Raw genomic sequence first — 24925 nt, forward strand, 5'->3', positions numbered from 1 at the left:
CTCCCATAATGCGCCCATGAAAGCCGATCCGACACCCCCTCTCCCCGTGCGCGGCAAGCCGCTGCAGCCCCTGTGGCTGCGTGCGACGCACTGGATCAACGCCCTGGCCGTGCTGATCATGGTCATGAGCGGCTGGCGCATCTACGACGCATCGCCCCTGCTCGATGTCACGTTTCCCGCGGGCATCACGCTGGGCGGCTGGCTGGGCGGAGCGCTGCAGTGGCATTTCGCCGGCATGTGGCTGTTCGCCTTCAACGGGCTGGCCTACCTGCTCCTCAACCTGTCCACGGGCCGGCTGGTCCGCCGCCTGTTCCCCGTGACGGCGCGCGGCGTCCTGGCCGATGCGCGGCGGGCGCTCGCGGGGCGCCTCGCGCATGCGGACCCGAGCCGCTACAACCAGGTGCAGCGCGCCGCCTACCTGTTCGTGATCCTGGACCTCGTCCTGCTGGGCCTCAGCGGCCTGGTCCTCTGGAAATCGGTGCAATTCCCGCTGCTGCGCGAACTTCTGGGGGGCTACGAGGCGGCCCGGTGGATCCATTTCTGCGGCATGGCCGCCCTCGTCACCTTCGCGCTCGGCCACGTCGTCATGGCCGTGCTGGTGCCCCGATCGCTGCTCGCCATGGTGACGGGCGGCCCCCGCTCGCGCCGGCCCGGCCAGGAAACCGCATCATGAAACTCTCCCTCTGGCACAAGGACAATGCCCAGGCCGTCGTGGCCGAGGCGCAGGACCTGATCGGCAGGCGCCTGCCGCTGGCTTCGCGCCGCCGCTTCCTGGCGCGCGGACTGACGCTGGGCGGGCTGTGCCTGCTGGGCGGCTGCCGCATCGACGACAACGCCACGGCCGAAGCGGCATTGCAGCGGATCTCGCGCATCAACGACTGGGCGCAGGGCCGGCTGTTCGACCCCGCGCTGCTCGCGCCCACCTACCCGGACTCCATGATCGCGCGTCCCTTCCCGTTCAACGCCTTCTACGGCGAGGACGAGGTGCCGCGCATCGATGGCGGGGCATTCCGGCTGGAGGTCTCCGGCCGGGTCTCCCGCAAGCAGCCATGGGCGCTGGATGAGCTGCGCGCGCTGCCCCAGTCCACGCAGGTCACGCGCCACATCTGCGTGGAAGGCTGGAGCGCGATCGGCAAATGGGGCGGCCCCCGCCTGGGCGACTTCCTGCGCGCGGTCGGCGCCGACCTGGATGCGCGCTACGTCGGCGTCCACTGCGCCGACGACTACTACACCAGCATCGACATGGCGACCGCCCTGCATCCCCAGACGCTGATCGCGCTGGACTGGGACGACCGGCCGCTGCCGCCGAAGTACGGCTTTCCGATGAAGCTGCGCATCCCCACCAAGCTCGGCTACAAGAACCCGAAACACGTCCGGGCGATCTTCGTGAGCAACACCTTCAACCGCGGCTACTGGGAAGACCAGGGCTACAACTGGTTCGGAGGCAGCTGACGCAGGCGCCCGGCTTCTTTTTTCCCACCGCGGCATCCGCCGCTCTTTTCTCTTTTTTCCCTTTTTACCCTCCCTATAAAGGAAACATCATGAAAAACACTGCTTTCGCCACCGCCGCGCTTTCCGCCTGCCTCGCCCTGGGGGCCGCCTCGGCCTTCGCCGCCGGCACGATGGGCAAGGACAAGATGGGCATGGAAAAGCCCGCCCCGTCCGGGCAGGCCATGCACAAGGACGGGATGGGCAGGAACGCAATGAGCCAGGACAAGGCGGGCATGGACAAGATGGGCCAGCATAAGACGGGCATGGACAAGCAGGGCATGACCCGCGAGCCGATGTCCAAGGACGGCCAGTCCGCCATGAGCCCCATGGGCAAGAAGGACATGGACAAGATGGGCATGGAAAAAGGCGGCATGGGCAAGGACGGGATGAAGCAGTAGAGGCCAGGGGCAGCCGGGGCGGGCCTGGGCGCCGCGCCGCGGCACGCATTCCAGGAGCGGCGGCGCGGCCCCAACGGCCCCAGCCCCGGGCGACGACCGGGGCCGGCTACGCACTGGGCGCCCGGGAAGCCGAACCGCGCGCCCGTCCCCCGCTGCCGGCAAAACCGATCCGCCGAACGGCCGAGGCCCAGGTTTGCCCTAAACCCGGGCCTATGATGTAATCGCATGCTGATCGCCACATCCCCCAGTCCGCCGCCGGGAAGGCCAAGACCTCCTGCATCCGGCGCAGCAACGGCCAGGGCGAGGATGGCGCATCGCATTCGAGGCCATCATGAACACTGCTCCATCCGCCGATTCCCTGATTCCCGTCACCGTGCTCACCGGTTTCCTGGGGGCGGGCAAGACGACCCTGCTGCGCCGCATCCTGACGGAATTCCACGGCCAGCGCATCGCCGTCATCGAAAACGAGTTCGGCGAGGAAAACATCGACAACGACCTGCTGGTCCAGGACAGCGACGAGCAGGTCGTGGAACTGAGCAACGGCTGCGTCTGCTGCACCGTGCGCGGCGACCTGATCCGCACCCTGGGCGACCTCGCCGCCCGGCGCGCCGCCGGCGACGTGCGCTTCGACCGCGTGATCATCGAGACCACGGGCATGGCCAATCCCGGCCCGGTCTGCCAGACCTTCTTCATGGACGACGACATCGCCGCCACCTACCGGCTCGACGCCGTGGTCACGGTGGTGGACGCCAAGCACGGCATGGCCACCCTGGACCGCCAGGAAGAAGCCCAGCGCCAGGTCGGCTTCGCCGACCGCATCCTGATCTCCAAGAAGGACCTGGTCAACGAGGCCGACTACCAGGCCCTGCGCGCCCGCCTGGTGCGGATCAATCCGCGCGCCTCCATCCTGCCCGCGCACTTCGGCGAGACCGACCTGAAAGCCCTGCTGGACGTGAGCGGCTTCGACCTGGACGCCATCCTGGACATCGATCCGGAATTCCTCGCCGAGGAAGCCGCCGCCCACGACCACCACGGCCATGACCATCACGGCCACGGCCACGATCACCACGATCACGAGCACGACGACGAGGACGGCCACCACGCCTGCGGTCCCGCCTGCGGCCACCCCGATCACCACCACGCCCACCACGACGACGAGATCGGCGCCTTCGTGTTCCGCTCCAACCGCGCCTTCGATCCGGAACGCCTGGAGGACTTCCTCAGCGGCATCGTCCAGGTCTACGGCCCGGACCTGCTGCGCTACAAGGGCATCCTGTACATCAAGGGCATCAATCGCCGCATGCTGTTCCAGGGCGTTCACATGATGTTCGGCGCGGAGCCCGGCAAGCCCTGGCCCGCCAGTGAAAAACCGAATACCCGCATGGTCTTCATCGGCCGTAAACTGCCTCAGGACATCTTCACCCAGGGGCTCGAACAATGCCTGGCCTGAACGCCACATCACCGCCACTCCACCGGATCTTCCGGGCGCGGCGGACGGGACCCGGCACATAAAGAAGAGGACACGACATGGCTACCAAATCCAGCACCAAATCCCAGGGTAAGCTGCTCACGGAAAAAGAGCTGCTGGCGATGCCTGAAAAGGACTACATGAACGAGGCCCAGCTGGCGTTCTTCCGCGACCGCCTGCACCAGCTCGAACACGAGATCCTGACCAACGCCGGCGCCACCACCGAAAACCTGCGCGAGACCCAGTACGTGCCCGACCCGGCCGACCGCGCGACGATCGAAGAAGAACACGCCCTGGAACTGCGCACCCGCGACCGCGAGCGCAAGCTGCTGAAAAAGGTCCAGCAGGCCATCGCCCGCATCGACGCCGGCGAATACGGCTGGTGCGAGGAAACCGGCGAGCCCATCGGCATCGCCCGCCTGCTGGCGCGGCCCACCGCCACCCTGTCGCTGGAAGCGCAGGAACGCCGCGAAATGCGCCAGAAGCTCTACGGCGACTGATCCCCTCCTGCGCGCTCCGCCCGGGGCGCGTCCGTTCCCGGGGGCGTCGGCCCCTCGGGCACGTAGATCATGCGTCCGTCGTCCAGACGATAGGTGACGCCGGCGCGGGCGCCCAGCCCCTGGCCGACTTCCCCGCTCGATTCGTAGCGCGTCAGTTCCTTGCCGTTCTTGACGGTGATGCGCATGCCGGCCTCGCCCGGGCGCTCGACCACCACGACCGGCGCGCCGGAAAACGGATTGAGCGGATTCCGGGCGATCGTCGCCATCAGCACCCCGATCACGACCAGGAACAGGTCGATCATGTTGATGACCGAGAGCATCGGGTCGCTCTCTTCTTCCTCCAGGAACCGCATCAGGCCTTCCCTCCGGCGCGCATGCGCTCCAGTTCGCGCAGATCCTGCAGCAGCCAGCGCCGCCGCACGGCGAGGACGAAGAAGCAGATGCTGGCCGCCAGCAGCGCCAGGATCACGGCCGAGAAGGCCGCCACCATGTTCCTGCCCACGGCGGCGGCGTCGTTGCCGCCCAGCGCCAGCAGGGCCGGCCCCATCGGAATCATGGTCGCGATCAGGCCCAGCATGGGCGCCGTGCGCGACACGATGCGCAGCCATTCCAGCCGCCGCATGATCCAGAGTTCCAGGTCGTCGCTGTCCACGCCCGGCGGGCCGTCTCCCGCAGCCGCCCGCCGCGCATGGGCCAGCAGCGCCCGCGGGTGCGTACCGCGGCGGCGCTGCCAGGCCTCGACGGCGAAGGCGCCCAGCATCGCCAGGGCATAGGCCAGCGCGCCTGCGATCAGCAGCAGCACCGGGACGAGGAAGACGCGCGAGACGTCGTAGATCAGGGTTTCGAGTTCGGCGAACGGAGTCATGGCATGCCCTCGGCGGGATGGATGGATCGGGGGGAAGAAAGATCGGCGGGACCGGCGGCCGTGCGGCGCGCACGGCGCCCCTGGGCGGCCTGCCACAGCGCGCCGCCGCACACCAGGCACAGCATTGCCGCCAGCACGCGCAGCCGGCGGTCCGGCGGCTCCGGCGCGGGCGCGGGCAGGGCGGCCGGCTCCAGCACGGGGCCGCGCACGGGTTGCCGCGGCGCATCGGCCGGCGCCTCCGGCGTGCCCGCGGCGCCGGCCTGCGGCGCGGGAGACGCATTCAGCCCGTAGCCCTGCGCCAGGGCGGCCACGTAGCGGCGCGTCGGCTCGGCCCCGGCATGGGTGCCGAAGCGGCGTTCCAGTTCCAGCCAGCGCCGCGCCAGTTCGCGCCGGGTGGCCTCGCCGGCGTCCCAGTAGCCCTTGCGGATGGCCTCGGCCATGCGTTCGAGGATCTGCGCCTGCGCCGCGGGGTTGTCCCGCTCGAACCAGGCCGGCGTTCCCAGCCCGCGGGCATCGGCGACGTAGGTGTCGAACAGCGCCTGCCACTGGTCGTCCCGCACCGTGGAGGCATCCGCCGCCTGCCAGCCGAACAGGTTGCTGGCCGCCTTCAGCACTTCCAGCGTGCCGGCATAGCCCTCCCGCCGCATGGCAGCGATCCACTGGGGGTTCAGGTAGCGCGTGCGCAGTTCGTCGGCCAGGAAGCCCGCCAGCCCGGTTGTCCGGGCGCCGCCCGCGCGCAGATCGGACACCAGCAGCTGGGGCGCCTGGCCGTCCAGGTGGCGCACGGCGGCCGACAGCCCGCCCAGGAACTCGAACGGGTGGTCTGTCGACAGCACCCCGTGCAGGTTCGACGAACGCGACATCACCGCCGCCTGCACGCCCCGCAACTGCTCGGCCAGCGGATTGACGCCTGCCGGCGCCTCGCCCCAGGCGCCCTGCCCGTAGGCGTGCCGGCTGCTGTCGAGGAACTGCCGCCCCAGCGCGGCATCGCCGTCCCATTCGGCCGAGCGCCGCGCCAGATCGGGCACGCCGGTCCCGTAGGATCCCGGCGCGCTGCCGAAGATGCGCTGGCGCGCGACCCGCGCGGCCGTCTCCGGCGGCAGGCCGCGCGCCGCCAGGGCGGCCTCGATGCCGCGGCTGTGGCCGGCGACCGGATTGCCCGGCTCGTCCAGCGCGGCCAGGCGCGCCAGCGCATCGTCGAGCAGCCGCATGAAGGCGTCGAACTGGTCCCGGTACACGCCGGTGACCTGGACGACCACGTCGACGCGCGGACGGCCCAGTTCGGCGGCGGGGATGATCTCCAGCGCCGTGACGCGGCCGCCCTCGTCCCAGACCGGCCGCAGCCCCAGGGCATGCAGGACCTGCGCCTCGGTGACGCCCAGATGGCGGACCGCCTCGGATGCCCACAGGCTGAAGGCGATCTTGCGCGGCCAGGCGCCGCCGTGCGCCGCGCGGAACGCCTCGATCAGCTGCGCATAGGCGGTGGCGGCCGAGTCGTAGGCGGCGCGCGCCGGGATCTTGTCGGCCTCGAAGGCATACAGGTTGCGGCCGCCCACCGCGTCGGGATTGCGGATCGGGTCGCCGCCCGCGCCCGGCTCGACGAACCGGCCCGCCAGGCCGGCCAGCAGGGCTTCGTTCTCACCGGTATCGCGCAGCCGGCGATCCAGCTCCCGCGCCCGTGCGGCCAGGGCCGCCGCGGCGGCCGGCAAGGGCGCGGCCGCAAGGCCGGGAGACACGGCTCCGGAAGACAGCATCCTGCGCACCGCCTGGTAGGCGGGATTGCCGGGCAGGACGGCCGGATCGGCCGCGAACGCCTCGCCGCGGTCCATCCCCAGCGCCGCGAGCAGCGGCGCGCCCAGCTGCTGCATGACGGTGGAGACGCGGTGCGCGGGCTCGGCCGGCTGGCCGAAGACGTGCAGGCCCAGCGGCATGGCCGTCCGCGCCAGTTCGTGCAGGTGGTCGTGCAAGGCCCGCAGAAAACCCTCGAAATCCTGCTCGGCGCGCGGCATCGTCCAGCCGAGGTCCTCGTGCAGGTGGGCCGCGGCGGCGGCCTCGCGGATCCGGGCGGCCGCCCGTTCGCGCACGGCGCCGCCATCGAGCTGCTGGTACTCGTGGATCAGCTGGTGCAGGTCGCGCAGTTCGTCGTACAGCCCGGCCGGCGCGAAAGGCGGCGTCTGGTGGCTGATGGTCACCGCCCGGCCGCGGCGCCGGGCCTGGATCGCCTCGCCGACATTGTCCTGGATGTAGGGATAGAACACCGGCAGGCTGCCCACGGCCAGCCAGGGATAGTCGTCGGCGGCCAGCCCGCGGTCCTTGCCGGGCAGCCACTCCTGCGTGCCGTGCGTGCCCAGGTGGATCAGCGCGTGCGCGCCGTACTGCCGCTGCAGGTACAGGTAGGCCGCCAGGTAGAGCGGGTCGGGCACGCTGGCGGTATCGTGATAGTGGGCCCAAGGATCGGCGTGGCGCGGCATCTGCGGCATGACCAGCAGGTGCCCGAGCCGCCAGCACGGGATCACGAAATAGCGCCGGCCGCCGATCTCGCGCACCGCGCGGTGCCGGGCGGGATCGCCCAGGGCGCGCAGCCCGGTCCGGCGGCGCTCAGGCAGCCCGGCCAGCCAGCGCTCGTAGTCTTCCAGCGGATACAGGCCGGCCAGGCCTTCGGCCAGCAGGGCCTCCGGCGCCACGCTGCCGTACAGCGCGCCCAGCATCCGCTGGCCCGCCGCGATGGCCCGCGCCTCGTCCACCGGCGCGCCGGCATCGTAGCCGTGCGCCGCCAGCGCGGCCTGGATGGAGACGATGCTGCGGGGAACGTTCAGGTTCGAGGCTCCCAGGTTCTTCTCGCCGGCCGGGTAGTTCCAGAACATCAGCGCCAGCTTCTTGTCCGCCGGCGGCGTGCGGCGCAGCGCCACCAGGCTGCGCAGCTTGGCGATCAGGGCATCGGCCTGGGCGGGCAGCAGGTCGCTCACGCCCGCTGTCGAGGCGGACAGGACCAGCGGATCGCCGACCCCCCAGCTCTCCGGGCCGGCCAGGAACACGGCGGCCGTCCGGGACGGCACGCCGCTGGCGGCCGCGGGCCAGTCGGCCGCCGCGCCGTCGCGGAAGCGGAGCGTCTGGATCACCGGCACGTCCAGCGCCCGGAAGTCCCGGCGCCGCGCCGCGCCGTCGCGCAGGTGGGTGAGATTGACCAGGACGTCGATGCGGCCCGGGCCGAGGATGCCCGCCAGGCCCTGCGGATCGGCCGCGTCGGCCCAGAACACGAGGGGCAGCAGTCCGGCCGCTTCGGTGCGCTCGACCAGTTCGTCCACTTCCCGGGTCAGCAGGTCGGCGACCACGCCGGCGTGGATCAGGAAGGCGACCCGGCCCGCGGCGGGACGGGGGGCATCCCGCCGCGCCGCCTGCCAGGCCAGATAGTCCTCCACGCGCTCGAAGACGCGGGGCGCGCGCGGATGATAGAAGCCGGTCTGCGGCAGGCGGCGGGGCGCCGCGAGCAGGTGCGCGGGCGGATCGCCCCCGTCGCGCACGGCCCGCGCCAGGGCGAAGAAGCGCCGGAAGTTGTCCGCGCCGCCGGCGGCATACAGGGCCGCCAGCGCGCCGGCCACGGGCGGCGCCAGCCCCTGCCCCGCTGGGGGACCGCCCCCCACCGTCAGGCGGGGCGCGGCGTCCGGCGCCGAGGAGGGGCAGGCCTGGCCCAGGCGCCGCGTCACCCGGGTCCGGTCCCCGGGGCGCGGCACGTCCAGCACGACCAGCGCGGCGGCCCGCACCGCGGCGCACAGGAGCCCAGGCTCGGCCGCATCGACGTCCAGGTGGCCCAGGGGCACGGCCTGCGGCCCGGCGAAGTCCCGCAGGCGCTGGAACTTCTCCGCCGAGACGAAATCATCGTGCAGCACGAGCACCGTCGCCGCGCCGGCACCGGCGGCCTCCGGCGCGGCGGGCGCAAGCCCGGATGCGGCCGCGCCCGCCGCCAGGCCCGGCAGCCACCCCAGCCCCAGCAGCCACAGCACGCCCAGCAGCCGCCACGGCAGCCGTCCTGGCAGGCGGCCCGGCCGCCTCGACAGCCCCGGCAGCAATCCCGGCAGCCGCCCCGGCAACCCGGGCAGCCACGACCACGGCGACAGGCGGCCCGGCCGCCGGCGCATTTCAACGGACCGGCTCATCGTCAGAACCTCGCCGTCAGGCCGGCGAAGAAGCGCCGTCCCTCGTCCGCGCGGTCGTACGCGTCGGCATCGTCGTTGGCCAGGCGCTCGTCGCTCAGGTTCTCGATGCCCAGGTGCAGGCTCAGGCTGCGGCTGAGTTCGTAATCCGCATACCAGTGCAGCAGGGTATGGCCGGGGCGGTCGTCGAGCGTGGCCGAACGGTACTGCGATCCGATGTATTCCACCCGCAGCCGGGTCGAGAGCCGCGCCAGCGGCGTCCACTCCACGGTGGCATGGGCGCGGTGGCGGGACCGGTCGGCCAGCCGCTCGCCCGTCGTCCGGTCGCGGGCGTCGAGCAGGGTGTAGTTGGCCTCCACCCGCCAGTCCCGGGCCAGCTCGGCGCCGGCCGTCAGCTCCAGCCCCCGCAGGCGGGTCCGCGCGACGTTCTCGTAGTCCAGGCAGACCCGCCCGCGCACGTCGCAGACCGGTTGCCGCACGGTCTCGATCAGGTTCTTCACGTCGTTGTGGAACAGCGTCGCGCTCGCCGACCAGGCGCCCCCGTCGTAGGCCGCGCCCAGTTCGTAGGACTGGTTGGTCTCGGGCTGCAGGTCCGGATTGCCGCGGATGACGCCGCGCCCGCCCATGGCGGCCCAGGACTCGTATTCCGGCGACAGCTGCTTGAGCGACGGCGCCTTGAAGCCCCGTCCCGCGCCCGCCCGGAAAGTCAGCGCATCGCTTGGATGGAACAGCAGGTAGGCCCGCGGGCTGGCTTCCCAGCCGAAGTCGGGATGATGGTCGAAGCGGCTGCCCAGCACCAGTTCCCAGCGCTCCCCCAGCCGGATCTCGTCCTGGCCGAAGACGGCCCGCAGGTTCTGGGCCTTGCGGCCCGCGCGGTTCACGCTCGGGTCCTCCAGGCTCTCGCGCCGCAGCTCCGCGCCGAGGCTCACCCGATGCGCCCGGCCGACGGACACGTCCGCCCGGCCGTCGAGCACGGTGTCGGTGAACCGGTTCGGCCCCGTCGAGTCCGCGCCGTCGCTGCGCCACGCCTCGCGGTACAGCGTGGACCGGTACAGCCGGACCCGCGTTCCGCCCCAGTTCCACCGGCCGGTGTGCGAAAGCGCATAGCGGCGGCGCTGGACGTCGTTGTCGGCGACATAGGGGCTCCCCGCGGACGCTTCCCGGATGCCGGACTGCGATTCGGTGCCCGCGTCCATGGACAGGTCGATGCGCTGGCGCGCATCCGGCGTCCAGGCCAGCCCCACGTGCCCATTCTGCGCGCGCTGCCGGTCCAGCGCGGTGAGCGCCGTGTCGGCCGCATCCCGCAGCGCGTCGCGGTGCCGGTATTCCCCCCAGGCGTTCAGGCCCAGGCGGCCGGGCACCAGCGGCCCGCCGACGTAGAAGCCGCTCTTGTACTGCTTGCCGCCCAGGTCGTGGTCGCCGAACAGCGCATAGCCGCTGAACGAGCCTTCCCAGCGGTCGGTCGCCGCGCGGGTCAGGACGTTGACCACGCCGCCCAGCGCCTCGGACCCATACAGCGAGGACAGCGGACCGCGCACGACCTCCACCCGGTCGATGGCTTCGGTCGGGATCCAGCCCAGCTCGAAGTCGGAATGGGCGATCGCCGAGGAGGACGCGCTGATGCGCTGGCCGTCCACGAGCATCAGCGTATGCCCGGCGCTCATGCCCCGGATGGAGATCCCGCGCCGTCCCAGCCCGGCGCTTTCCAGATCGACGCCGACCGTATCGCGCACGGCGTCGCCCAGGTCGTTGACGGGCCGGCGGCGCAGCGCCTCGCCCTCGATCACCGCGACGCTGGCCGGCGCATCGGCCCGGCTGCGCGGGGTATCGGTGGCCGTCACGACGACGCCCGGCAACTCGGCGACCTGCCGTTCCCCCGGGCCGGCAAGGCGCCCGGGCTCCGTCTCCTCCGCGGCCGCCGCCGCGCCCATGGCCCCCCAGGCGGCCAGGCAGATCCCGGCCAGTGCCTTCCTGCTGCTCATTTCCAGATCCTTTCCTTCCAAGACGCTGCGATGCCGCGAAGCGGGAATGCCGGTGCCTCGGGGCGGGAATGCCGGGCTCGCCCCGGCGCCGATGCCCGGCACCTCGGCCGGACGAAATGCAATGTTATAACATAACACTTGCACCAGACAGCGGCCGGCATCCCGCCGCCGCTTGAAAAGCCGGCGCCCCGCCCCCATGTAGGCTTCTCCACCCGAGGGAACCGCATGGAACAATTTCACGCCACCACCATCGTCTGCGTCCGGCGCGGCGAAGACGTCGCCCTGGGCGGCGACGGCCAGGTCACGCTGGGCAACATCGTCATCAAGGGCACGGCCCGCAAGATCCGCCGGCTCTACCACGACCAGGTCCTGGCCGGCTTCGCCGGCGCCACGGCGGACGCCTTCACCCTGCAGGAGCGCTTCGAGGCCAAGCTGGAAAAGCACCAGGGCCACCTGATGCGCGCCGCCGTGGAACTGACCCGCGACTGGCGCACCGACCGCGTGCTGCGCCGGCTGGAAGCCATGCTGATCGTGGCCGACCGCGAACACACCCTGGTGCTGACCGGCAACGGCGACGTCCTGGAACCTGAATACGGCATCGCCGCCATCGGCTCGGGCGGCGCCTACGCCCAGGCGGCGGCGCGCGCCCTGCTGGACGCCACCGACCTGCCGCCCGCCGACATCGTCAAGAAGTCCCTGGAGATCGCCGGGGAGATCTGCATCTACACCAACCAGAACCACATCGTCGAAACGCTCTAGGCCCGCCTCCATGTCTGATGCCACCCCCATGACCCCCAAGGAAATCGTCTCGGAACTGGACAAGCACATCGTCGGCCAGGACAAGGCCAAGCGGTCGGTGGCCGTGGCGCTGCGCAACCGCTGGCGCCGCCAGCAGGTCCCCGAGCCCCTGCGCCACGAGATCGTGCCGAAGAACATCCTGATGATCGGCCCCACCGGTGTGGGCAAGACCGAGATCGCCCGCCGCCTGGCCCGGCTGGCCAACGCTCCCTTCATCAAGATCGAGGCCACCAAGTTCACCGAGGTCGGCTACGTGGGCCGCGACGTGGACACCATCGTGCGCGACCTGGTCGAGGTCGCCATCAAGCAGACGCGCGAGACCGAGATGCGCCGCGTGCGCACCCAGGCCGAGGACGCCGCCGAGGACCGCATCCTCGACGCCCTGCTGCCGCCCCCGCGCAACGCGCGCGGCGAGCCCGAGCGCGAGGAAGGCAACAACACCCGCCAGATCTTCCGCAAGCGCCTGCGCGAAGGCAAGCTGGACGACACGCAGATCGACATCGAGGTCGCCCAGACGCCGCCGCACATGGAAATCATGGCGCCTCCGGGCATGGAGGAAATGACCGAGCAGCTGCGCGGCATGTTCGCCGGCCTGGCCCAGGGCAAGACCAAGTCGCGCAAGCTGTCCGTCAAGGAAGCCTTCCGCCTGCTGGTCGAGGAGGAAGCCGCGCGCCGCATCAACGAAGAGGACCTGCGCACCCACGCCGTGACGCTGGCCGAGCAGCACGGCATCGTGTTCCTGGACGAGATCGACAAGATCGCCGCGCGCCAGGAGCAGGGCGGCGCCGACGTCTCGCGCCAGGGCGTGCAGCGCGACCTGCTGCCGCTGGTCGAGGGCACCACCGTCAACACCAAGTACGGCATGGTGCGCACCGACCACATCCTGTTCATCGCCTCGGGCGCCTTTCATCTGTCCCGCCCGTCGGACCTGATCCCGGAACTGCAGGGCCGCTTCCCCATCCGCGTGGAGCTGGATTCCCTGACGGCCGAGGATTTCGTGCGCATCCTCGACGAGACCGACGCCTCGCTGACCAAGCAGTACACCGCCCTGCTCGCCACCGAGGACGTGACGCTGGAATTCACCCAGGAAGGTGTGCGGCGCCTGGCGGAGCTGGCCTTCGAGGTCAACGAGCGCACGGAGAACATCGGCGCCCGGCGCCTGTACACGGTGATGGAAAAGCTGCTGGAGGACCTGTCCTTCGAGGCCGCCAGCCCGGGCGCGGAAACCGTGGTGATCGACGCCGCCTACGTGAACGACAAGCTGGCCGAGACCGCCGGCAGCCAGGACCTGGCGCGCTACGTGCTGTAGGCGCGGGCGGCCCCGCGCGGCGCGGCTGCCTCAGCGCTTCTTCAGTTCGACGATGCGGTAGCGGCCGCCGGCGCGCTCGGCCGTGAACTCGACCCGGTCGCCCGCCGCGATCCCCGCCAGCAGGGCGGGATCGACCTGGTAGACCAGGGTCATGGCGGGCAGGTCGAGCTTGTCGATGGCGCCGTGGCGAATGGCGATCTTGCCGGCGGGGGCGTTCACCCGCACCACCTCGCCACTGGCCTGGGCCTGGACGGGCGCCGCCGCGCGCGCCGCGGACGGCAGGCTCCAGATGCCGGCCGCCGCCAGCGCCAGCACGGCCGGCGACGCGGCCATCCCGCCCGCCAGGGGCAGGGCGCAGGCAAGCGCCAGGCACCGGGCCCGGATCCGGATCCCAGTCCTGATCCCGGGCCACGTCCCGAACCCGGTCCGCAAGGCATGGAAACGCATGGGCTAAACTCCTTTCTGCTGCCCGGCGACACGCCGCCAGGGCACTTCCAGCATACCGCAAACCGAGAAGATCCCCTTGTCCGTCCCAGCCTCCGCCTCCGCCGCCGTTCCCGCCTCCGCCCCTGCTCCCGTCCCCGGCTACGACCTGCGTCCCGCCACCGAATCCGACATCCCGGCCGTTCACGCCCTGATGCGCGAGATGGCGGAATTCGAGAAACTGACCGGCATCTTCCAGGCCACGCACGACAGCCTGCGGCAGAGCTTCTTCGGCCCGGAGCCGGCCGCCCGCTGCCTGGTCATCACGACCGCCGAGGATCCGGCCACGGCCATCGCCTACATCATGTGGTTCCACAACTATTCCAGCTTCCTGGACCGGCGCGGCCTGTACCTGGAGGACGTCTACATCACCCCCGCCCACCGGGGACGCGGCCTGGGCGGCTGGGTGCTCAGGCACCTGGCGGCGCTGGCCGTGGAACTGGGCTGCGGCCGCTTTGAATGGGTGGTGCTGGACTGGAACGAGAACGCCATCGAATTCTACAAGCACCACGGCGGCGAGATCCTGGACGACTGGCGCGTGGTGCGCGTCACCGGCGACGCCCTGCTGCGCCTCGCGGGGCGGGCCTGAACCGCGCCGCCCTTTCACCCGGAGCCGAATCCGCCCGAATCCGCCCGCCGCGGCCCGAATCCGTCCTGCCCAGCCCTCATCCGCCCGAACCCGGTCTCTCATCCCGGCCGGAACCCATACCCGAACCCACAGGAGCCTGCCATGTCGATCCGCGTCTCCATCGTATCCACCCGCACCGGCGATGACGGCACCACCGGGCTGGGCGACAAGACCCGCGTGCCCAAGGACGCCCCGCGCATCGCCGCGCTGGGCGACGTGGACGAGCTGAACAGCGCCATCGGCCTGTGGCGCGCCGCCGCCCTGCCCGCCGACGTCGACGCCCTGCTGGACCGCATCCAGCACGACCTGTTCGACCTGGGCGGCGAGCTCTGCATCCCGGGCTGGACGGCGCTGCGGGACGAACACGTGCTGCGCCTGGACGAGGCCCTGAAACGCTACAACGCCGAACTGGGTCCCTTGCAGGAATTCATCCTGCCCGGCGGCTGCCCGGCCGCCGCGCATGCGCACATGGCGCGCACCATCGCCCGCCGGGCGGAACGGTCCGTGGTGGCGCTGTCGCGCCAGGAAGCGGTGAACCCGCCCGTGCTGCACTACCTGAACCGCCTGTCGGACCTGTGCTTCGTGCTGGCGCGCCGCCTGAACCGTGCGGCGGGAGTGCCGGACATCCTATGGGAGCGCGACGATCAGCGCTGATCGTCGGAATGCACCTGCAGCGCTTCCAGGAAGCGCGACACCATGTTGTAGGCCGCGACGGTGGCCGTCAGCTCGACCAGCTCCCGGTCCGGGAAATGCCCGCGTATGGCCTGGAACACGGCGTCGGGCACCTGCACGGCGCGCGTCATCGCGTCCGCATAGGCCAGCACGGCCCGTTCGCGCGCATCGAACCGGTCCGCCGGGATCTCGTCCAGCGCCAGGGCGTCGAGCTGGTCCTGGCGCAGCCCCTCGCGCAGGGCGATGGGCGCATGCTGGTCGGCCTCGTAGGGCGCGCGGTTCAGGTGCGCGATGCGCATGATGACCAGTTCGCGGATGGCGCCGTCCAGGGCGCAGCGGTGGCGGATGGCGGTCAGGTAGTTCAGCCAGCCTTCGGCCGCGGGGGGGCTGTGCAGCAGCATCTGGTACAGGTGCAGCACGCTGCCGCGCTCGGCGACGATGCGGTCCGCAAGCGCGGCCGCCTCGCCGCGGCTCAGGTCGGCGTAGTCGATTCGGGCCATGAAGATCTCCGTGGGGTCTGCGTGGGGTTTCCGTGGCGCCCCCCGGCCGGCGGGCCGCGGGGCGGGGAAGAAGGACAGCCGGGCATGCGCGCCGGGCTCAGGCGGGCAGGACCTGGCGCACCGTGCGGTCCAGCCGCGCGACGATCTCGTCGATGTCGGCCGCCGTGCAGATGAAGGGCGGCGCCAGCAGCACGTGGTCGCCGTGGACGCCGTCGACGGTGCCGCCCATGGGATACACCATCAGGCCGTTTTCCATGGCCTGGCGCTTCAGGCGCGCATGCGTCTTCAGGGCCGGATCCAGCACGGACTTGTCGGCCCGGTCGCGCACGAATTCCACCCCCACGAACAGGCCCCGGCCGCGCACGTCGCCGACGTTGGGATGGTCGGCGAAGACTGCGCGCAGCCGCGCCCGCAGTTGCTCGCCGCGCGCCAGGACGTTGTCCAGCAGGGCGTCGCGCCGGATCACGCGCTGCACCGCCAGGGCGGCGGCGCAGGCCGTGGCGTGGCCCATGTAGGTGTGGCCGTGCTGGAAGAATCCGCTGCCGTTCACGATGGTGTCGTAGACGCGGCGGCTGGCCAGCATGGCGCCGATGGGCTGGTAGCCCGCCCCCAGGCCCTTGGCGATGGCCAGGATGTCCGGGGCGACGCCGTCCTCGGCGCAGGCGTACAGGTGGCCGGTGCGCCCCATGCCGGACATGACCTCGTCCAGGATCAGCAGCACGCCGTGCCGGTCGCAGACCTCGCGGATGCGGCGCAGGTAGGTGCGCACCGGCGGCAGCGCGCCCGCGGTGGCGCCGACCACGGTTTCCGCCACGAAGGCGGCCACGCGTTCCGCGCCGATCTCCAGGATCTTCCGCTCCAGCTCGTCGGCCAGGCGGGCGGCGTACTGCTCCTCGGTCTCGCCGGGCAACTGGTCGCGGTAGGCGTAGCAGGGCGACACATGATGCGCCGGCGCCAGCAGCGGCAGGAAGGGCTGGCGCCGCCAGGCGTTGCCGCCGATGGCCAGCGCGCCCAGCGTGTTGCCGTGATAGCTCTGGCGGCGGGCGATGAACTGGCTGCGTTCCGTCTCACCGCGCTCGACGAAATACTGGCGGGCGAGCTTCAGCGCCGCCTCGACCGCCTCGGACCCGCCGGAGACGAAATACACGTGGTCCAGGTCGCCCGGCGCCTCGCCGGCCAGGAAGTCCGCCAGGTCCTCGCAGGCCTCGGTGGTGAAGAAGGACGAATGGGCGTAGGCCACCTCGTCCAGTTGCGCCTTGATGGCGGCGATCACGTCGGGATGCCCGTGGCCCAGGCAGGACACGGCCGCCCCGCCCGAGGCGTCCAGGTACGCGCGGCCGTCCTGGTCGAACAGGGAAATTCCCTGGCCGCGCACGGCGCGCTTGAGCGTATGCTGGGGATTGCGATGGAATACGTGGGTCATGGTGTGGCTCAACAGATGTTTCGTGTATCATAGATCAAGCAACGTATAATTCATACCCCGGCCCGCTTTCTACAACCCTCTTTTTGCCGCCGGGCCGTCCCAAGGCGAAACGCGTCCCTTCGCGCGGCATGCAGGCCGCGAGGCGGACGCGAGCCGAAGGCGCGGCGTGGCGGGCTTTCAACTATGTCGGCACCCCACTCGCTGGATGAACTCACCCGCCTCATCCAATCCCGCTATCCGGGCCTCAGCCCGCAGTTCCAGGCGGGCGCGCGCTACCTGATCGATCACCCCACGCAGGTCTCGACCCTGTCGGCGCGCAAGCTGGCCGCCCTGGCCGGCGTGCAGCCGGCCACGCTGGTGCGGCTGGCCCAGCACCTGGGCTACGCGGGCTGGGACGCCCTGAAGGCCGTCTTCACCCAGGAACTCCACCCGCCCGGCGCCTACGCCGCGCGCGCGCTGTCCCTGGTCCACCGCCCGGAATCCGAGCAGGCGTCCTGGCAGGCCGCCATCCACCGGCAGGTGCTCAACCTGCAGGCGCTGGAGCCCGTCAACCAGGCCGTCATGGCCCAGGCGGTGGCGCTGCTGGCCGATGCCGGGCGCATCGTGGTCGCCGGATTCCGCTCCTGCTATCCGGCGGCCTTCAGCCTGCGCTACCTGTGCAGCCTGTTCCGTCCGGACGTGCACCTGCTGCACAACACCGGCGGCACCCTGAGCCTGGACACGCACCGCCTGCGGCCCGAGGACACCGTGGTGCTGATCGGCTATGCGCCCTACTCCCGCGAAATCATCGAGCTGGCCGAGGCGCTGCGCCGCGGCGATCCCACGGATCCCGCGGGGCCGGAGGCCTCGCGGGGCTGCCGGATGCTGGCCCTGTGCGACAGCCAGCTCGCCCCGATGGCGCTGCATGCCGACTGCGTGCTGACCTTCTCCACCCAGGGACATTCCTTTTTCCCGACCACCGTGGCGATCCAGGCGCTGGTGGAGATGCTGGCCCAGCAGCTGCTGGTCCGCCAGGGCGAGCCCGCCCTGGCCGAACTGGGCCGCACGGAAGCCCTGCTGCACGCCACCGGCGCCTATCGATGAGCGACCGATGCCCGGCCACGAGACGCTGTTGCGCCATCACCGCACCGCTGAGCCACCACTGCGCGCCGCCGGCGCTTACCGATGAACGATAAAAAATGAACGACACGACCGATTCCCGCCCGCTCGAACTGCTGCCGGTCGAGGCCCGCAGCGCCCACCGCGACGTCGGCCGCGCCCTGGGGCGCTGGGGGGCCGAAGCCTGTCACCGCCACCTGGTCCGCTCGGACGCCTGGGCGCAGGTCATGGCCTGCCGCGACCGGCCGGAAGTCCCGGCCATGCGCGCGCTGCTGCGCCAGGCCTTTCCCTGGATCGAGGACGAACTGGCGGGCCTGGCCGAGGGCCTGGACCTGCCGCCCGACGAGGTCTTCCTGTGGAACTGCCGCGGCGACCTCTGGGCGCTGGCGCCCGACGGCTGCACCACGGTGCTGGCGCCGCGGCGCCTGAGCCACAACGAGGACGGCGACCCGGGCTTCGCCGGCGCCTGCGGCCTGGCCGAAGTGCGGCCGGCCGGCGCCCCCGCCTTCGCGTCCTTCGTCTATCCGGGCTCGCTGCCCGGCCATACCTTCGCCGTCAACGAAGCCGGCCTGGCGATGACGGTCAACAACATCCGCGCCCGCCGGGCCGCGGCGGGCATGCCGCGCATGGTCCTGACCCGCGCCCTGCTGGCCGCCGGCTCGGTGGGGGAAGCGGTGTCGATCCTGCAGGCGCATGGCCGCATGGGGGCGTTCCACCTGGGCCTGGGACAGGCCGGCGAATCACAGACCTGGAGCGTGGAATTCAGCCAGGCGGCCGTGTCCGTCCGCCCCGTGGCCCGCGCGCCGCTGCTGCACGCCAACCATGCCGTGCACCAGGCGCAGGAAGACCTGCCGCAGGTGATCACCGCCTCGTCGGCGCGCCGCCAGGCGCGCGGCGAAGCCCTGCTGGCGCAGGGCGCGGACGCGCTGGCGATCCTGGCCGACACGGGCGACGCCGCCGAGCCCATCCTGCGGCGGTCGCCCGACGACACCGACCAGGAAAACACCCTGGCCACCGCCGACATCGACCTGAACGGAAACACGGCCCGCTGGGCCGTGTATGCCCCCGGCGCGGCCGAACCGCATCACCGCTTCGAGGGATTGGACAGGACATAGGTCAGTCCCTGCGGACTGACCTATGCCTGGAAAATCCGGGCCGCTTGCAAGCGGCGAGGCGGGGGGATGCCGCAATCCGAAGCGGGCGCCTCGTGGGGGGCTTACTGCGCGCGGCTGACCATGTATTCCACGGCGGCGCGCAGAGTGGCGTCGTCGGCCTTGGTGCCGCCGCGCGCGGGCATGGCACCCTTGCCGTGCAGCGCCACGTTCATCATTTCGTCCATGCCCTTGGCGATCAGCGGTGCCCAGGCCTGCTTGTTGCCCAGCTTGGGCGCATTGGCCGCGCCGGTGCTGTGGCAGGCCACACACGCGCTCTTGTAGAGCTTCTCGCCGGTCTTCAGCGTTCCGGCGTCGGACGCCATCGACAGGGCCGGCAGCAGGGCCAGGGACAGGGCGGTGAGGCTCACGATCTTCAGCATTTTGTCTATCTCCGGAGTCGGGACGGCCGTCGGGGCCGTCCCGGGTACTGTGGTTTAGTTCTTGATGGCGCTGGGAGCCACGACCTGCTTCATCAGGTCGTCGTTCCACTTGCCTTCGACCTTGACGTGGCCGGCGGCGCCGAGCTCGAAGGCTTCGATCAGGTTGTGGTTGACGTAGGCGTAGATGCCGGGCTGCTTGAAGGTGTACATCATCACGCCGGCCGTGCCGCCCGGGATGAACCAGGTTTCCAGATTGCGTTCGGGCTTGTTGATGAACTTGCCCGTGGCCCAGACGTAGTCGCCGTGACCACCGATCAGGTGGGGACGGGTGTCGCGGTTGGCCGAGGAGTGGATGAACAGCACGGTCTCGCCGACCTTGGCCGTCAGGGCACCCGCGCCGGTCAGCGCGCCCTTCTTGCCGTTGAACACGATGTGCGACGGGATCAGGCCGCGCATCACCTCGGTGGTGTCGCCGTAGCTTTCCAGGGCGGTGTCGTATTCCTTGTAATTGCCGTTCTCGTCCTTCGGGATGTACAGGTCGAATTCGCCGATGGTGTAGACCTTGTCGTAGTGCAGCGGCTTGCCGTCCTGGTCCTTCAGGCCGTCGCGCGGCAGCACCATCAGGGTGCCGCTCATGCCGGACACCACGTGCCAGGGCACCATGCCTTCGGGGGCGCAGTGGTAGATGAAGGTGCCGGTGCGGTCCGCCTTGAAGCGCAGCACGGTCTGCTCGCCCGGCTTGATCTTGGTCAGCGCGCCGCCGCCCAGGGCGCCGGTGGACGCGTGGAAGTCGATGTTGTGCTCCAGCGCGTTGGTGGCCGGGTTGATCAGGGTGAGCTGGACGTAGTCGCCCTCGTGCACCACCATGGTCGGACCGGGCATGGAGCCGTTGAAGGTCATGGCCTGCATCGTCGTGCCGTTCTCTTCGTCGATGACGATCTTCTTTTCCTCGATGGTCATCGTGAACTCGACCACGCGCGGCTTGGCCTTGGTCGCCTGTTCATGTTCCATCACATGGGGCGGCGCAACGAGCACGGGCTTGATGTGCTCCAGCTTGTCGGCGGGATCCGCCAGAGCGACGCCCCCGGCCAGCAAGGACGCCAGAGCGGTGGCGGCCATACACAGACGAAAAACCTTCATGTTCAACTCCCTGATTTGATGTGTCGTCTTGTTTCGACGTTGCCATCTTGTCATGGCCTGGGTTTACCCTCATTGCGCTGGATCAAGCCGGTTCAGGCGTCGTTCAGGTTTCGTGGAAAGTATTGACATGTCGCAAACATTTCCGGCGGCCAGGGGGGCGCCCCCGCTCCCGCGGGCCGCCGCGCCGGATGGCGCGCTCAGTCTTCCCGCACCAGGCGGAAGCCCAGGTTGGCCGGCGGCAGGCCGATGGAACAGGCGCCGTTGCGCGGATCGCGGATGAAGTCGGCCATGGCGGCGATGTGGGCGCCCGCCAGGATGCGCACGCCGCAGTTCTCGCGCGGCGCCAGGGGCAGCGCGCCCACGCTGTGGCTGGCGAAACAGGTGTCGGTCCATTCCCAGACGTTGCCGCCCATGTCGCTCAGGCCCAGGGCGTTGACGCCGAAGTGGCCGAAGGGCTGGGTGGCCTTGATGCGGCCCCGGCTGCGGGCGATCTCGCGCTCGTACTCGGCCAGCCAGCGCACGGCGGGATCGGCGGGATCCGAAGGCAGGGCGCCTTCCTCGCGGTAGCGGTCGGCGGCGGCGCGTACCCACTCGGCGTAGACCGGCAGCCGCCAGCGCTGGCCGGTCTCGCGCGACAGCCAGGCCGCGTAGGCGGTGGCGTCGGCCCAGCTCACGCCCACGGCCGGCAGGTCGGGCGAATTCAGGTCCCGGAAGCCCTTGTCCAGGCGCTTGCAGGCGCCCGCCTGCACGCAGCGGGCGTATTCCGCCTGGCTGACCTGGCGGCGCATGATGGCCCGGCCCGGCTCGACCCGGCCCTGGACGCGCGGGGCGTCCACGGGCCGGCCCCGGTCGAGGAACTCGCCGGCCGCCTGGTAGGTGAACTCGCCGCTCGGAATGGCAACGACCTCGATGCCGGCGGAGGCGGCGGAGGCGGAGGCGGAGGCGGAGGCGGAAGCGGCGGAAGCGGAAGCGGCGGAGGAAGCGGCCGCGGCGCCGGCCGCCGGCGCCATCCCCGCCGCGCAGGCCATCCCCGCCGCGCAGGCCAGCATCGCGGCCAGCAGGCCGGCGCGCGCGGCGCGGCCCGGACGAGGATCGGGGGAAGATCGGGACTGCGGCATGAGGGGCTCCGTTTCGGACGACCCCTTCATTGGAACGCAGGAGCGGGCTCCCGCGCCTTGTGGTGCATCAATGAGAGGCCGACATCAGCGCCCGCGCCACTGCGGCGGGCGCTTCTGCATGAAGGCGTCGATGCCCTCGCCCACGTCCTCGGCCAGCATGTTCTCCGCCATGACGCCGGCGGCGTAGTCGTAGGCCTGGTCCAGCGGCAGGCCCAGCTGCCGGTAGACCATGGCCTTGCCGATGCGCACCGCCACCGGGCTTTTCGCCAGGATGGCGTCGACCAGCCCCTGCACGGCGCGGTCCAGCTCGGCATCGGGCACGGCGTGATTGACCAGGCCGCGCTCGGCGGCCTGACGGGCGCTGATGAACTGGCCCGTCACCAGCATCTCGAAGGCGTTCTTCAGGGGCACGTTGCGCGTCAGCGCCACGGCCGGCGTGGCGCAGAACAGGCCGACGTTGATGCCGGAGACGGCCAGGCGCGCGCTCTCGGCGGCCACCGCCAGGTCGCAGCTGGCCACCAGCTGGCAGCCGGCGGCGGTCGCCGTGCCGTGGACCCGCGCGATGACCGGCACCGGGCAGCGCGCGATGGACTGCATCAGCCGGCCGCAGCGGCCGAACAGGTCGTTGTAGTAGTCCCGGTCGCCGGCATGGCCGCGCATCTGCTTCAGGTCGTGCCCCGCGCAGAAGGCACGGCCGTTGGCGGCCAGCACCACCACGCGCAGGCCGGTGTCGTCCCGGCAGGCGTCGAAGCGCGCCTGCAGCGCCGTCAGCATGTCCTCGGACAGCGCGTTGAACTGGTCGGGCCGGTTCAGCGTCAGCGTGAGCACGCCGTCGCGGCGTTCATCCAGCACCGGATCGTTCGAGGCGTTCGAGGCTTGCGTCATGTGCGTCTCCTTGGTGGCCGGCGGCCGTCCAGGCCGCCGAAAAGATCTCCGCCAGCCGGTTCCCGGCCGCGATCAGGCCGGCCTCGATGCCGCAGGCCCGCAGATCGACCGTCTGCAGGCCCTCGTAGCCGCAGGGATTGATGCCCAGGAAGGGATCGAGGTCCATGGCCACGTTCAGGGCCACGCCATGATAGGCGCGGCCGTTGCGGATCTTGACCCCCAGCGCGGCGATCTTGGCCAGGGCCTCGCCCCGGGGCCGCGCCAGCGCCGACTGGGGCACGTAGATGCCGGGGGCGCCGGGCTTGCGGCAAGCGCCCGCCACGCCCAGCTCGGCCAGCAGGTCGAGCACGGCCTGTTCGAGCAGGGAGACGAATTCCCGCACGAAGACTCCCTGGCGGCGCAGGTCCACCAGGGTGTAGAGCACGACCTGGCCCGGCCCGTGGTAGGTGACCTGCCCGCCCCGGTTGCAATGCACCACCGGAATGCCGTGGGGATTGAGGATGTGCTCCGGCTTGCCGGCCTGGCCCAGGGTGTAGACCGGCGCATGCTCGACCAGCCAGAGTTCGTCGGGCGTGCCGTCATCGCGGGATTCGGTGAAGTCCTGCATGGCCTGCCAGACCGGCAGGTAGGGGGCGGGACGGTCCAGCCAGCGCGTCCGCAGGGGCGTCTGCATGGACGCTGGCACGGGCGCCGGCGAGAAGGGCTCCGGCACGCGCGTCCGCCCGGGTGCCTGCATGACCATGGCCGGCCCCGCCTAGAGCACCACGGACACCATCTCGTGCCCGTGCAGGGCGCGGTACAGGTCGTCCAGCTGCTCGCGCGAGGTGACGCGCACCGTCAGGGTCAGGCCCAGGTAGTTGCCACTGGAACTGGGGCGGATCTCGATGGTGGCCGGGTCGAAGGCCGGATCGAAGCCCAGCACCACCTCGGTCATGGCGCGCGCGAAATCCTCATGCGCGCGCCCCATGACCTTGATCGGGAAATCGCAGGGATAGTCGATCAGGGAGTCTTCGGGACGGATCGGTTTCATGACGCCATTATTCAAACATCAGGCGGATCTTGTCCAGCAGCCGGCCGAAGAACCCGGCCTCTTCCACCGAATGCAGCACCAGCAGCGGCCGCCGGTCCAGTTCCTTGCCGTCCAGGGTGATCACCAGCGTGCCGGCCTGCGCGCCCTCGGTCAGGGGCGCCATCAGCGGCTGGGTGTAGCGCGCCTCGGTCTTGATGTCGTCGGCGCGGCCACGCGGCACCGTCACCCACAGCGCGTCGGACAGGCCCAGCTCGGCGGTTTCGGTGGCGCCTTCCCAGACCCGCGCGGACACGGCCGGCTTGCCCTTGTCCAGCAGCTTGACCGTGTCGAAGTTCTTGAAGCTCCAGTTCAGCAGCTTCAGGCTGCTTTCGGTGCGGGCGGCGTCGCTGGCCGCGCCCACCAGCACCGACACGACGCGCCGGCCGTCGCGCAGCGCCGTGGCCACCAGGCAGTAGCCCGCGGACTGGGTATGGCCGGTCTTCAGGCCATCGACGGTGGAGTCGGCCCACAGCAGGCGGTTGCGGTTGCTCTGCTTGATGTTGTTGTAGGTGAATTCCTTCTGGCTGTCGTAGTGCCGGTATTGCGGGAAGCGCTGGACCAGCGCCCGCGCCAGGATCGCCAGGTCCTCGACCGTGGTCATGTGGTCGGGATCGGGCAGGCCGGGGGCGTTGGTGAAGTGGGTGTGCTTCATGCCCAGGGCCTTGGCCTGCTGGTTCATGAGCGCGGCGAAGGCGGATTCGCTGCCGGCGACGGCCTCGGCCAGCGCCACGGTGGCGTCGTTGCCCGATTGCACCAGCATGCCCTGCAGCAGGTCGTCCACCGACACGTCCGTGTTCGGATTGATGAACATGCGCGAGCCTTCGGTCTTCCAGGCCTTTTCGGAGATGTGGACCTTCTGGTCGAGCTTCAGCCGGCCGTCTTCCAGGGCCTCGAAGATGACGTAGGCGGACATCAGCTTGGTCAGGGACGCGGGCTCGACGGCTTCCTGGGGATTCTGCGCGGCGATGACCTGGCCGCTGGTGGCGTCCAGGGTCAGCCAGGCCTTGGCGTTCAGGGACGGGGCGGGAATGTTGGACAGGCTGCTGACCATGTCGATGCCGGCCGGGGCCGCGGCCGAGGCCGGAGCCTGGGCGGATGCGGCCGCGGCGGCGGGCCCGGGCGCCGCCTGCGACCAGGCCGCGCCGGACACCAGCAGCGAGCAGGCCAGCGCCAGGGGCGCCAGGCGGGAACGACGGAGGAGCGGCGGGAAGGCATTCATGGGCATGACGGCGGCAGGATGGGGAAGAAACGACAAGCGCCCATTATAGGCAGGGCGAAAATCCGCCACGGCCGCGCGGCTCGGCCAATTCGAGACAAAACGCAAGCAACTGAAACGACATGCCCCGGAGCGCGGCGGACGAGGGGCGCGGCCGCCCGGGCGGCGCCGGACGATGCAGGCGCCCGCCGGACGAA

The 24925-nt window shown here is 70.9% G+C and carries 25 protein-coding genes; 11 read left to right on the forward strand and 14 right to left on the reverse strand.

Translation table 11 applies throughout. The annotated features are described in order from the left end of the window. Positions 1-16: 16 nt before the first annotated feature. From HNR28_RS00755 to dksA, 5 genes are all read left to right on the forward strand, one after another. Complete coding sequence (locus tag HNR28_RS00755; protein ID WP_151025064.1) at positions 17-673, forward strand: cytochrome b/b6 domain-containing protein; 657 nt, start codon at positions 17-19, stop codon at positions 671-673. Continuing rightward, a complete protein-coding gene (locus HNR28_RS00760; protein WP_151025063.1) occupies positions 670-1452 on the forward strand; it encodes a molybdopterin-dependent oxidoreductase in 783 nt (260 codons plus the stop codon). Before HNR28_RS00755 ends, HNR28_RS00760 begins: the two co-directional genes overlap by 4 nt. 89 nt (positions 1453-1541) lie before the next feature. Next, positions 1542-1889, forward strand: a complete 348-nt coding sequence (locus tag HNR28_RS00765; RefSeq protein ID WP_151025062.1) for a pentapeptide MXKDX repeat protein — start codon at positions 1542-1544, stop codon at positions 1887-1889. A 331-nt stretch (positions 1890-2220) separates the two neighbouring features. Then, positions 2221-3339 (forward strand): CobW family GTP-binding protein, encoded by a 1119-nt coding sequence (locus tag HNR28_RS00770; RefSeq protein ID WP_151025061.1) that lies wholly within the window; start codon positions 2221-2223, stop codon positions 3337-3339. 77 nt (positions 3340-3416) lie between these two features. Further along, positions 3417-3857 carry an RNA polymerase-binding protein DksA gene (dksA, locus tag HNR28_RS00775; RefSeq protein WP_043679653.1) on the forward strand — a complete coding sequence of 147 codons (441 nt, stop codon included), beginning with the start codon at positions 3417-3419 and terminating at the stop codon, positions 3855-3857. Here dksA and HNR28_RS00780 read toward each other — a convergent pair. Genes HNR28_RS00780 through HNR28_RS00795 form a run of 4 tightly spaced genes read right to left on the reverse strand, consistent with a single transcriptional unit; the run spans position 3845 to position 10855 of the window. Further along, complete coding sequence (locus HNR28_RS00780) at positions 3845-4210, reverse strand: DUF2149 domain-containing protein (protein ID WP_151025060.1); 366 nt, start codon at positions 4208-4210, stop codon at positions 3845-3847. The genes dksA and HNR28_RS00780 overlap by 13 nt on opposite strands. Continuing rightward, entirely contained in the window at positions 4210-4722 is a 513-nt protein-coding gene (locus HNR28_RS00785; protein WP_043679650.1) for a MotA/TolQ/ExbB proton channel family protein, read from the reverse strand. The genes HNR28_RS00780 and HNR28_RS00785 overlap by 1 nt, the downstream gene beginning before the upstream one ends. Further along, positions 4719-8876, reverse strand: a complete 4158-nt coding sequence (gene cobN / locus HNR28_RS00790; protein WP_244978142.1) for a cobaltochelatase subunit CobN — start codon at positions 8874-8876, stop codon at positions 4719-4721. The genes HNR28_RS00785 and cobN overlap by 4 nt, the downstream gene beginning before the upstream one ends. Before the next feature lie 2 nt (positions 8877-8878). Beyond that, entirely contained in the window at positions 8879-10855 is a 1977-nt protein-coding gene (locus HNR28_RS00795) for a TonB-dependent receptor domain-containing protein (protein ID WP_043679647.1), read from the reverse strand. Positions 10856-11080: 225 nt separating this feature from the next. On the opposite strand from HNR28_RS00795, the gene hslV reads away from it, so the two are divergent. Then, positions 11081-11614, forward strand: coding sequence for an ATP-dependent protease subunit HslV (hslV, locus tag HNR28_RS00800; protein ID WP_043679644.1), 534 nt, complete (start codon positions 11081-11083; stop codon positions 11612-11614). A 28-nt stretch (positions 11615-11642) separates the two neighbouring features. Next, the gene (hslU, locus tag HNR28_RS00805; protein ID WP_043679641.1) at positions 11643-12962 is read left to right on the forward strand and encodes an ATP-dependent protease ATPase subunit HslU; all 1320 of its coding nucleotides are present in this window, start codon (positions 11643-11645) and stop codon (positions 12960-12962) included. Between the two features lie 30 nt (positions 12963-12992). On the opposite strand, the gene HNR28_RS00810 is transcribed toward hslU, so the two are convergent. Further along, positions 12993-13295 carry a copper-binding protein gene (locus HNR28_RS00810; protein ID WP_043679638.1) on the reverse strand — a complete coding sequence of 101 codons (303 nt, stop codon included), beginning with the start codon at positions 13293-13295 and terminating at the stop codon, positions 12993-12995. 304 nt (positions 13296-13599) lie between these two features. Between HNR28_RS00810 and HNR28_RS00815 the strand changes: the two genes are divergently transcribed. Together HNR28_RS00815 and HNR28_RS00820 are read left to right on the forward strand one after the other, a co-directional pair. Beyond that, on the forward strand, positions 13600-14034 hold the full coding sequence (locus HNR28_RS00815; protein WP_052356016.1) for a GNAT family N-acetyltransferase: 435 nt from the start codon (positions 13600-13602) through the stop codon (positions 14032-14034). Positions 14035-14175: 141 nt separating this feature from the next. Next, positions 14176-14727 carry a cob(I)yrinic acid a,c-diamide adenosyltransferase gene (locus HNR28_RS00820; RefSeq protein ID WP_043679636.1) on the forward strand — a complete coding sequence of 184 codons (552 nt, stop codon included), beginning with the start codon at positions 14176-14178 and terminating at the stop codon, positions 14725-14727. On the opposite strand, the gene HNR28_RS00825 is transcribed toward HNR28_RS00820, so the two are convergent. Then, the gene (locus HNR28_RS00825) at positions 14718-15245 is read right to left on the reverse strand and encodes a carboxymuconolactone decarboxylase family protein (RefSeq protein WP_151024945.1); all 528 of its coding nucleotides are present in this window, start codon (positions 15243-15245) and stop codon (positions 14718-14720) included. The genes HNR28_RS00820 and HNR28_RS00825 overlap by 10 nt on opposite strands. 97 nt (positions 15246-15342) lie before the next feature. Beyond that, entirely contained in the window at positions 15343-16668 is a 1326-nt protein-coding gene (locus HNR28_RS00830; protein WP_151024944.1) for an aspartate aminotransferase family protein, read from the reverse strand. 183 nt (positions 16669-16851) lie between these two features. Here HNR28_RS00830 and HNR28_RS00835 point away from each other — a divergent pair, with 183 nt between their 5' ends. Beyond that, on the forward strand, positions 16852-17751 hold the full coding sequence (locus HNR28_RS00835) for a MurR/RpiR family transcriptional regulator (RefSeq protein WP_151024943.1): 900 nt from the start codon (positions 16852-16854) through the stop codon (positions 17749-17751). Positions 17752-17846: 95 nt separating this feature from the next. Further along, a complete protein-coding gene (locus HNR28_RS00840) occupies positions 17847-18881 on the forward strand; it encodes a C45 family autoproteolytic acyltransferase/hydolase (RefSeq protein WP_170288488.1) in 1035 nt (344 codons plus the stop codon). A gap of 101 nt (positions 18882-18982) precedes the next feature. Here HNR28_RS00840 and HNR28_RS00845 read toward each other — a convergent pair whose 3' ends face one another. From HNR28_RS00845 to HNR28_RS00875, 7 genes are all read right to left on the reverse strand, one after another. Next, complete coding sequence (locus tag HNR28_RS00845; protein ID WP_052355529.1) at positions 18983-19300, reverse strand: c-type cytochrome; 318 nt, start codon at positions 19298-19300, stop codon at positions 18983-18985. A gap of 54 nt (positions 19301-19354) precedes the next feature. Beyond that, entirely contained in the window at positions 19355-20440 is a 1086-nt protein-coding gene (nirK, locus tag HNR28_RS00850) for a copper-containing nitrite reductase (RefSeq protein ID WP_151024942.1), read from the reverse strand. 197 nt (positions 20441-20637) lie between these two features. Continuing rightward, positions 20638-21558, reverse strand: a complete 921-nt coding sequence (locus HNR28_RS00855) for a formylglycine-generating enzyme family protein (RefSeq protein ID WP_244978143.1) — start codon at positions 21556-21558, stop codon at positions 20638-20640. A gap of 84 nt (positions 21559-21642) precedes the next feature. Beyond that, positions 21643-22443, reverse strand: a complete 801-nt coding sequence (locus tag HNR28_RS00860; protein ID WP_151024941.1) for an enoyl-CoA hydratase — start codon at positions 22441-22443, stop codon at positions 21643-21645. After that, complete coding sequence (gene lipB / locus HNR28_RS00865; RefSeq protein WP_151024947.1) at positions 22400-23116, reverse strand: lipoyl(octanoyl) transferase LipB; 717 nt, start codon at positions 23114-23116, stop codon at positions 22400-22402. Before lipB ends, HNR28_RS00860 begins: the two co-directional genes overlap by 44 nt. 81 nt (positions 23117-23197) lie before the next feature. Next, positions 23198-23473, reverse strand: coding sequence for a DUF493 family protein (locus tag HNR28_RS00870; protein ID WP_043679621.1), 276 nt, complete (start codon positions 23471-23473; stop codon positions 23198-23200). 7 nt (positions 23474-23480) lie between these two features. Continuing rightward, positions 23481-24731 carry a D-alanyl-D-alanine carboxypeptidase family protein gene (locus HNR28_RS00875; protein WP_151024940.1) on the reverse strand — a complete coding sequence of 417 codons (1251 nt, stop codon included), beginning with the start codon at positions 24729-24731 and terminating at the stop codon, positions 23481-23483. Positions 24732-24925: the final 194 nt, after the last annotated feature.

Source organism: Castellaniella defragrans, from assembly GCF_014203015.1.
Taxonomy (GTDB): Bacteria; Pseudomonadota; Gammaproteobacteria; order Burkholderiales; family Burkholderiaceae_B; genus Castellaniella; species Castellaniella defragrans.

Excerpts from the sequence above, each read along its gene's own strand:
- HNR28_RS00815 (WP_052356016.1), top strand. The coding sequence starts at position 13,600 with ATGCGCGAGATGGCGGAATTCGAGAAACTGACCGGCATCTTCCAGGCC.
- HNR28_RS00810 (WP_043679638.1), bottom strand. The coding sequence starts at position 13,295 with ATGGCCGCGTCGCCGGCCGTGCTGGCGCTGGCGGCGGCCGGCATCTGG.
- HNR28_RS00855 (WP_244978143.1), bottom strand. The coding sequence starts at position 21,558 with ATGCCGCAGTCCCGATCTTCCCCCGATCCTCGTCCGGGCCGCGCCGCG.
- HNR28_RS00820 (WP_043679636.1), top strand. The coding sequence starts at position 14,176 with ATGTCGATCCGCGTCTCCATCGTATCCACCCGCACCGGCGATGACGGC.
- HNR28_RS00870 (WP_043679621.1), bottom strand. The coding sequence starts at position 23,473 with ATGAAACCGATCCGTCCCGAAGACTCCCTGATCGACTATCCCTGCGAT.
- HNR28_RS00875 (WP_151024940.1), bottom strand. The coding sequence starts at position 24,731 with ATGAATGCCTTCCCGCCGCTCCTCCGTCGTTCCCGCCTGGCGCCCCTG.
- HNR28_RS00760 (WP_151025063.1), top strand. The coding sequence starts at position 670 with ATGAAACTCTCCCTCTGGCACAAGGACAATGCCCAGGCCGTCGTGGCC.
- HNR28_RS00830 (WP_151024944.1), bottom strand. The coding sequence starts at position 16,668 with ATGACCCACGTATTCCATCGCAATCCCCAGCATACGCTCAAGCGCGCC.
- HNR28_RS00765 (WP_151025062.1), top strand. The coding sequence starts at position 1,542 with ATGAAAAACACTGCTTTCGCCACCGCCGCGCTTTCCGCCTGCCTCGCC.
- HNR28_RS00795 (WP_043679647.1), bottom strand. The coding sequence starts at position 10,855 with ATGAGCAGCAGGAAGGCACTGGCCGGGATCTGCCTGGCCGCCTGGGGG.
- HNR28_RS00845 (WP_052355529.1), bottom strand. The coding sequence starts at position 19,300 with ATGCTGAAGATCGTGAGCCTCACCGCCCTGTCCCTGGCCCTGCTGCCG.
- HNR28_RS00860 (WP_151024941.1), bottom strand. The coding sequence starts at position 22,443 with ATGACGCAAGCCTCGAACGCCTCGAACGATCCGGTGCTGGATGAACGC.
- hslU (WP_043679641.1), top strand. The coding sequence starts at position 11,643 with ATGACCCCCAAGGAAATCGTCTCGGAACTGGACAAGCACATCGTCGGC.
- HNR28_RS00840 (WP_170288488.1), top strand. The coding sequence starts at position 17,847 with ATGAACGACACGACCGATTCCCGCCCGCTCGAACTGCTGCCGGTCGAG.
- lipB (WP_151024947.1), bottom strand. The coding sequence starts at position 23,116 with ATGCAGACGCCCCTGCGGACGCGCTGGCTGGACCGTCCCGCCCCCTAC.
- nirK (WP_151024942.1), bottom strand. The coding sequence starts at position 20,440 with ATGAAGGTTTTTCGTCTGTGTATGGCCGCCACCGCTCTGGCGTCCTTG.
- HNR28_RS00825 (WP_151024945.1), bottom strand. The coding sequence starts at position 15,245 with ATGGCCCGAATCGACTACGCCGACCTGAGCCGCGGCGAGGCGGCCGCG.
- HNR28_RS00785 (WP_043679650.1), bottom strand. The coding sequence starts at position 4,722 with ATGACTCCGTTCGCCGAACTCGAAACCCTGATCTACGACGTCTCGCGC.
- HNR28_RS00835 (WP_151024943.1), top strand. The coding sequence starts at position 16,852 with ATGTCGGCACCCCACTCGCTGGATGAACTCACCCGCCTCATCCAATCC.
- cobN (WP_244978142.1), bottom strand. The coding sequence starts at position 8,876 with ATGAGCCGGTCCGTTGAAATGCGCCGGCGGCCGGGCCGCCTGTCGCCG.
- dksA (WP_043679653.1), top strand. The coding sequence starts at position 3,417 with ATGGCTACCAAATCCAGCACCAAATCCCAGGGTAAGCTGCTCACGGAA.
- HNR28_RS00755 (WP_151025064.1), top strand. The coding sequence starts at position 17 with ATGAAAGCCGATCCGACACCCCCTCTCCCCGTGCGCGGCAAGCCGCTG.
- HNR28_RS00780 (WP_151025060.1), bottom strand. The coding sequence starts at position 4,210 with ATGCGGTTCCTGGAGGAAGAAGAGAGCGACCCGATGCTCTCGGTCATC.
- hslV (WP_043679644.1), top strand. The coding sequence starts at position 11,081 with ATGGAACAATTTCACGCCACCACCATCGTCTGCGTCCGGCGCGGCGAA.
- HNR28_RS00770 (WP_151025061.1), top strand. The coding sequence starts at position 2,221 with ATGAACACTGCTCCATCCGCCGATTCCCTGATTCCCGTCACCGTGCTC.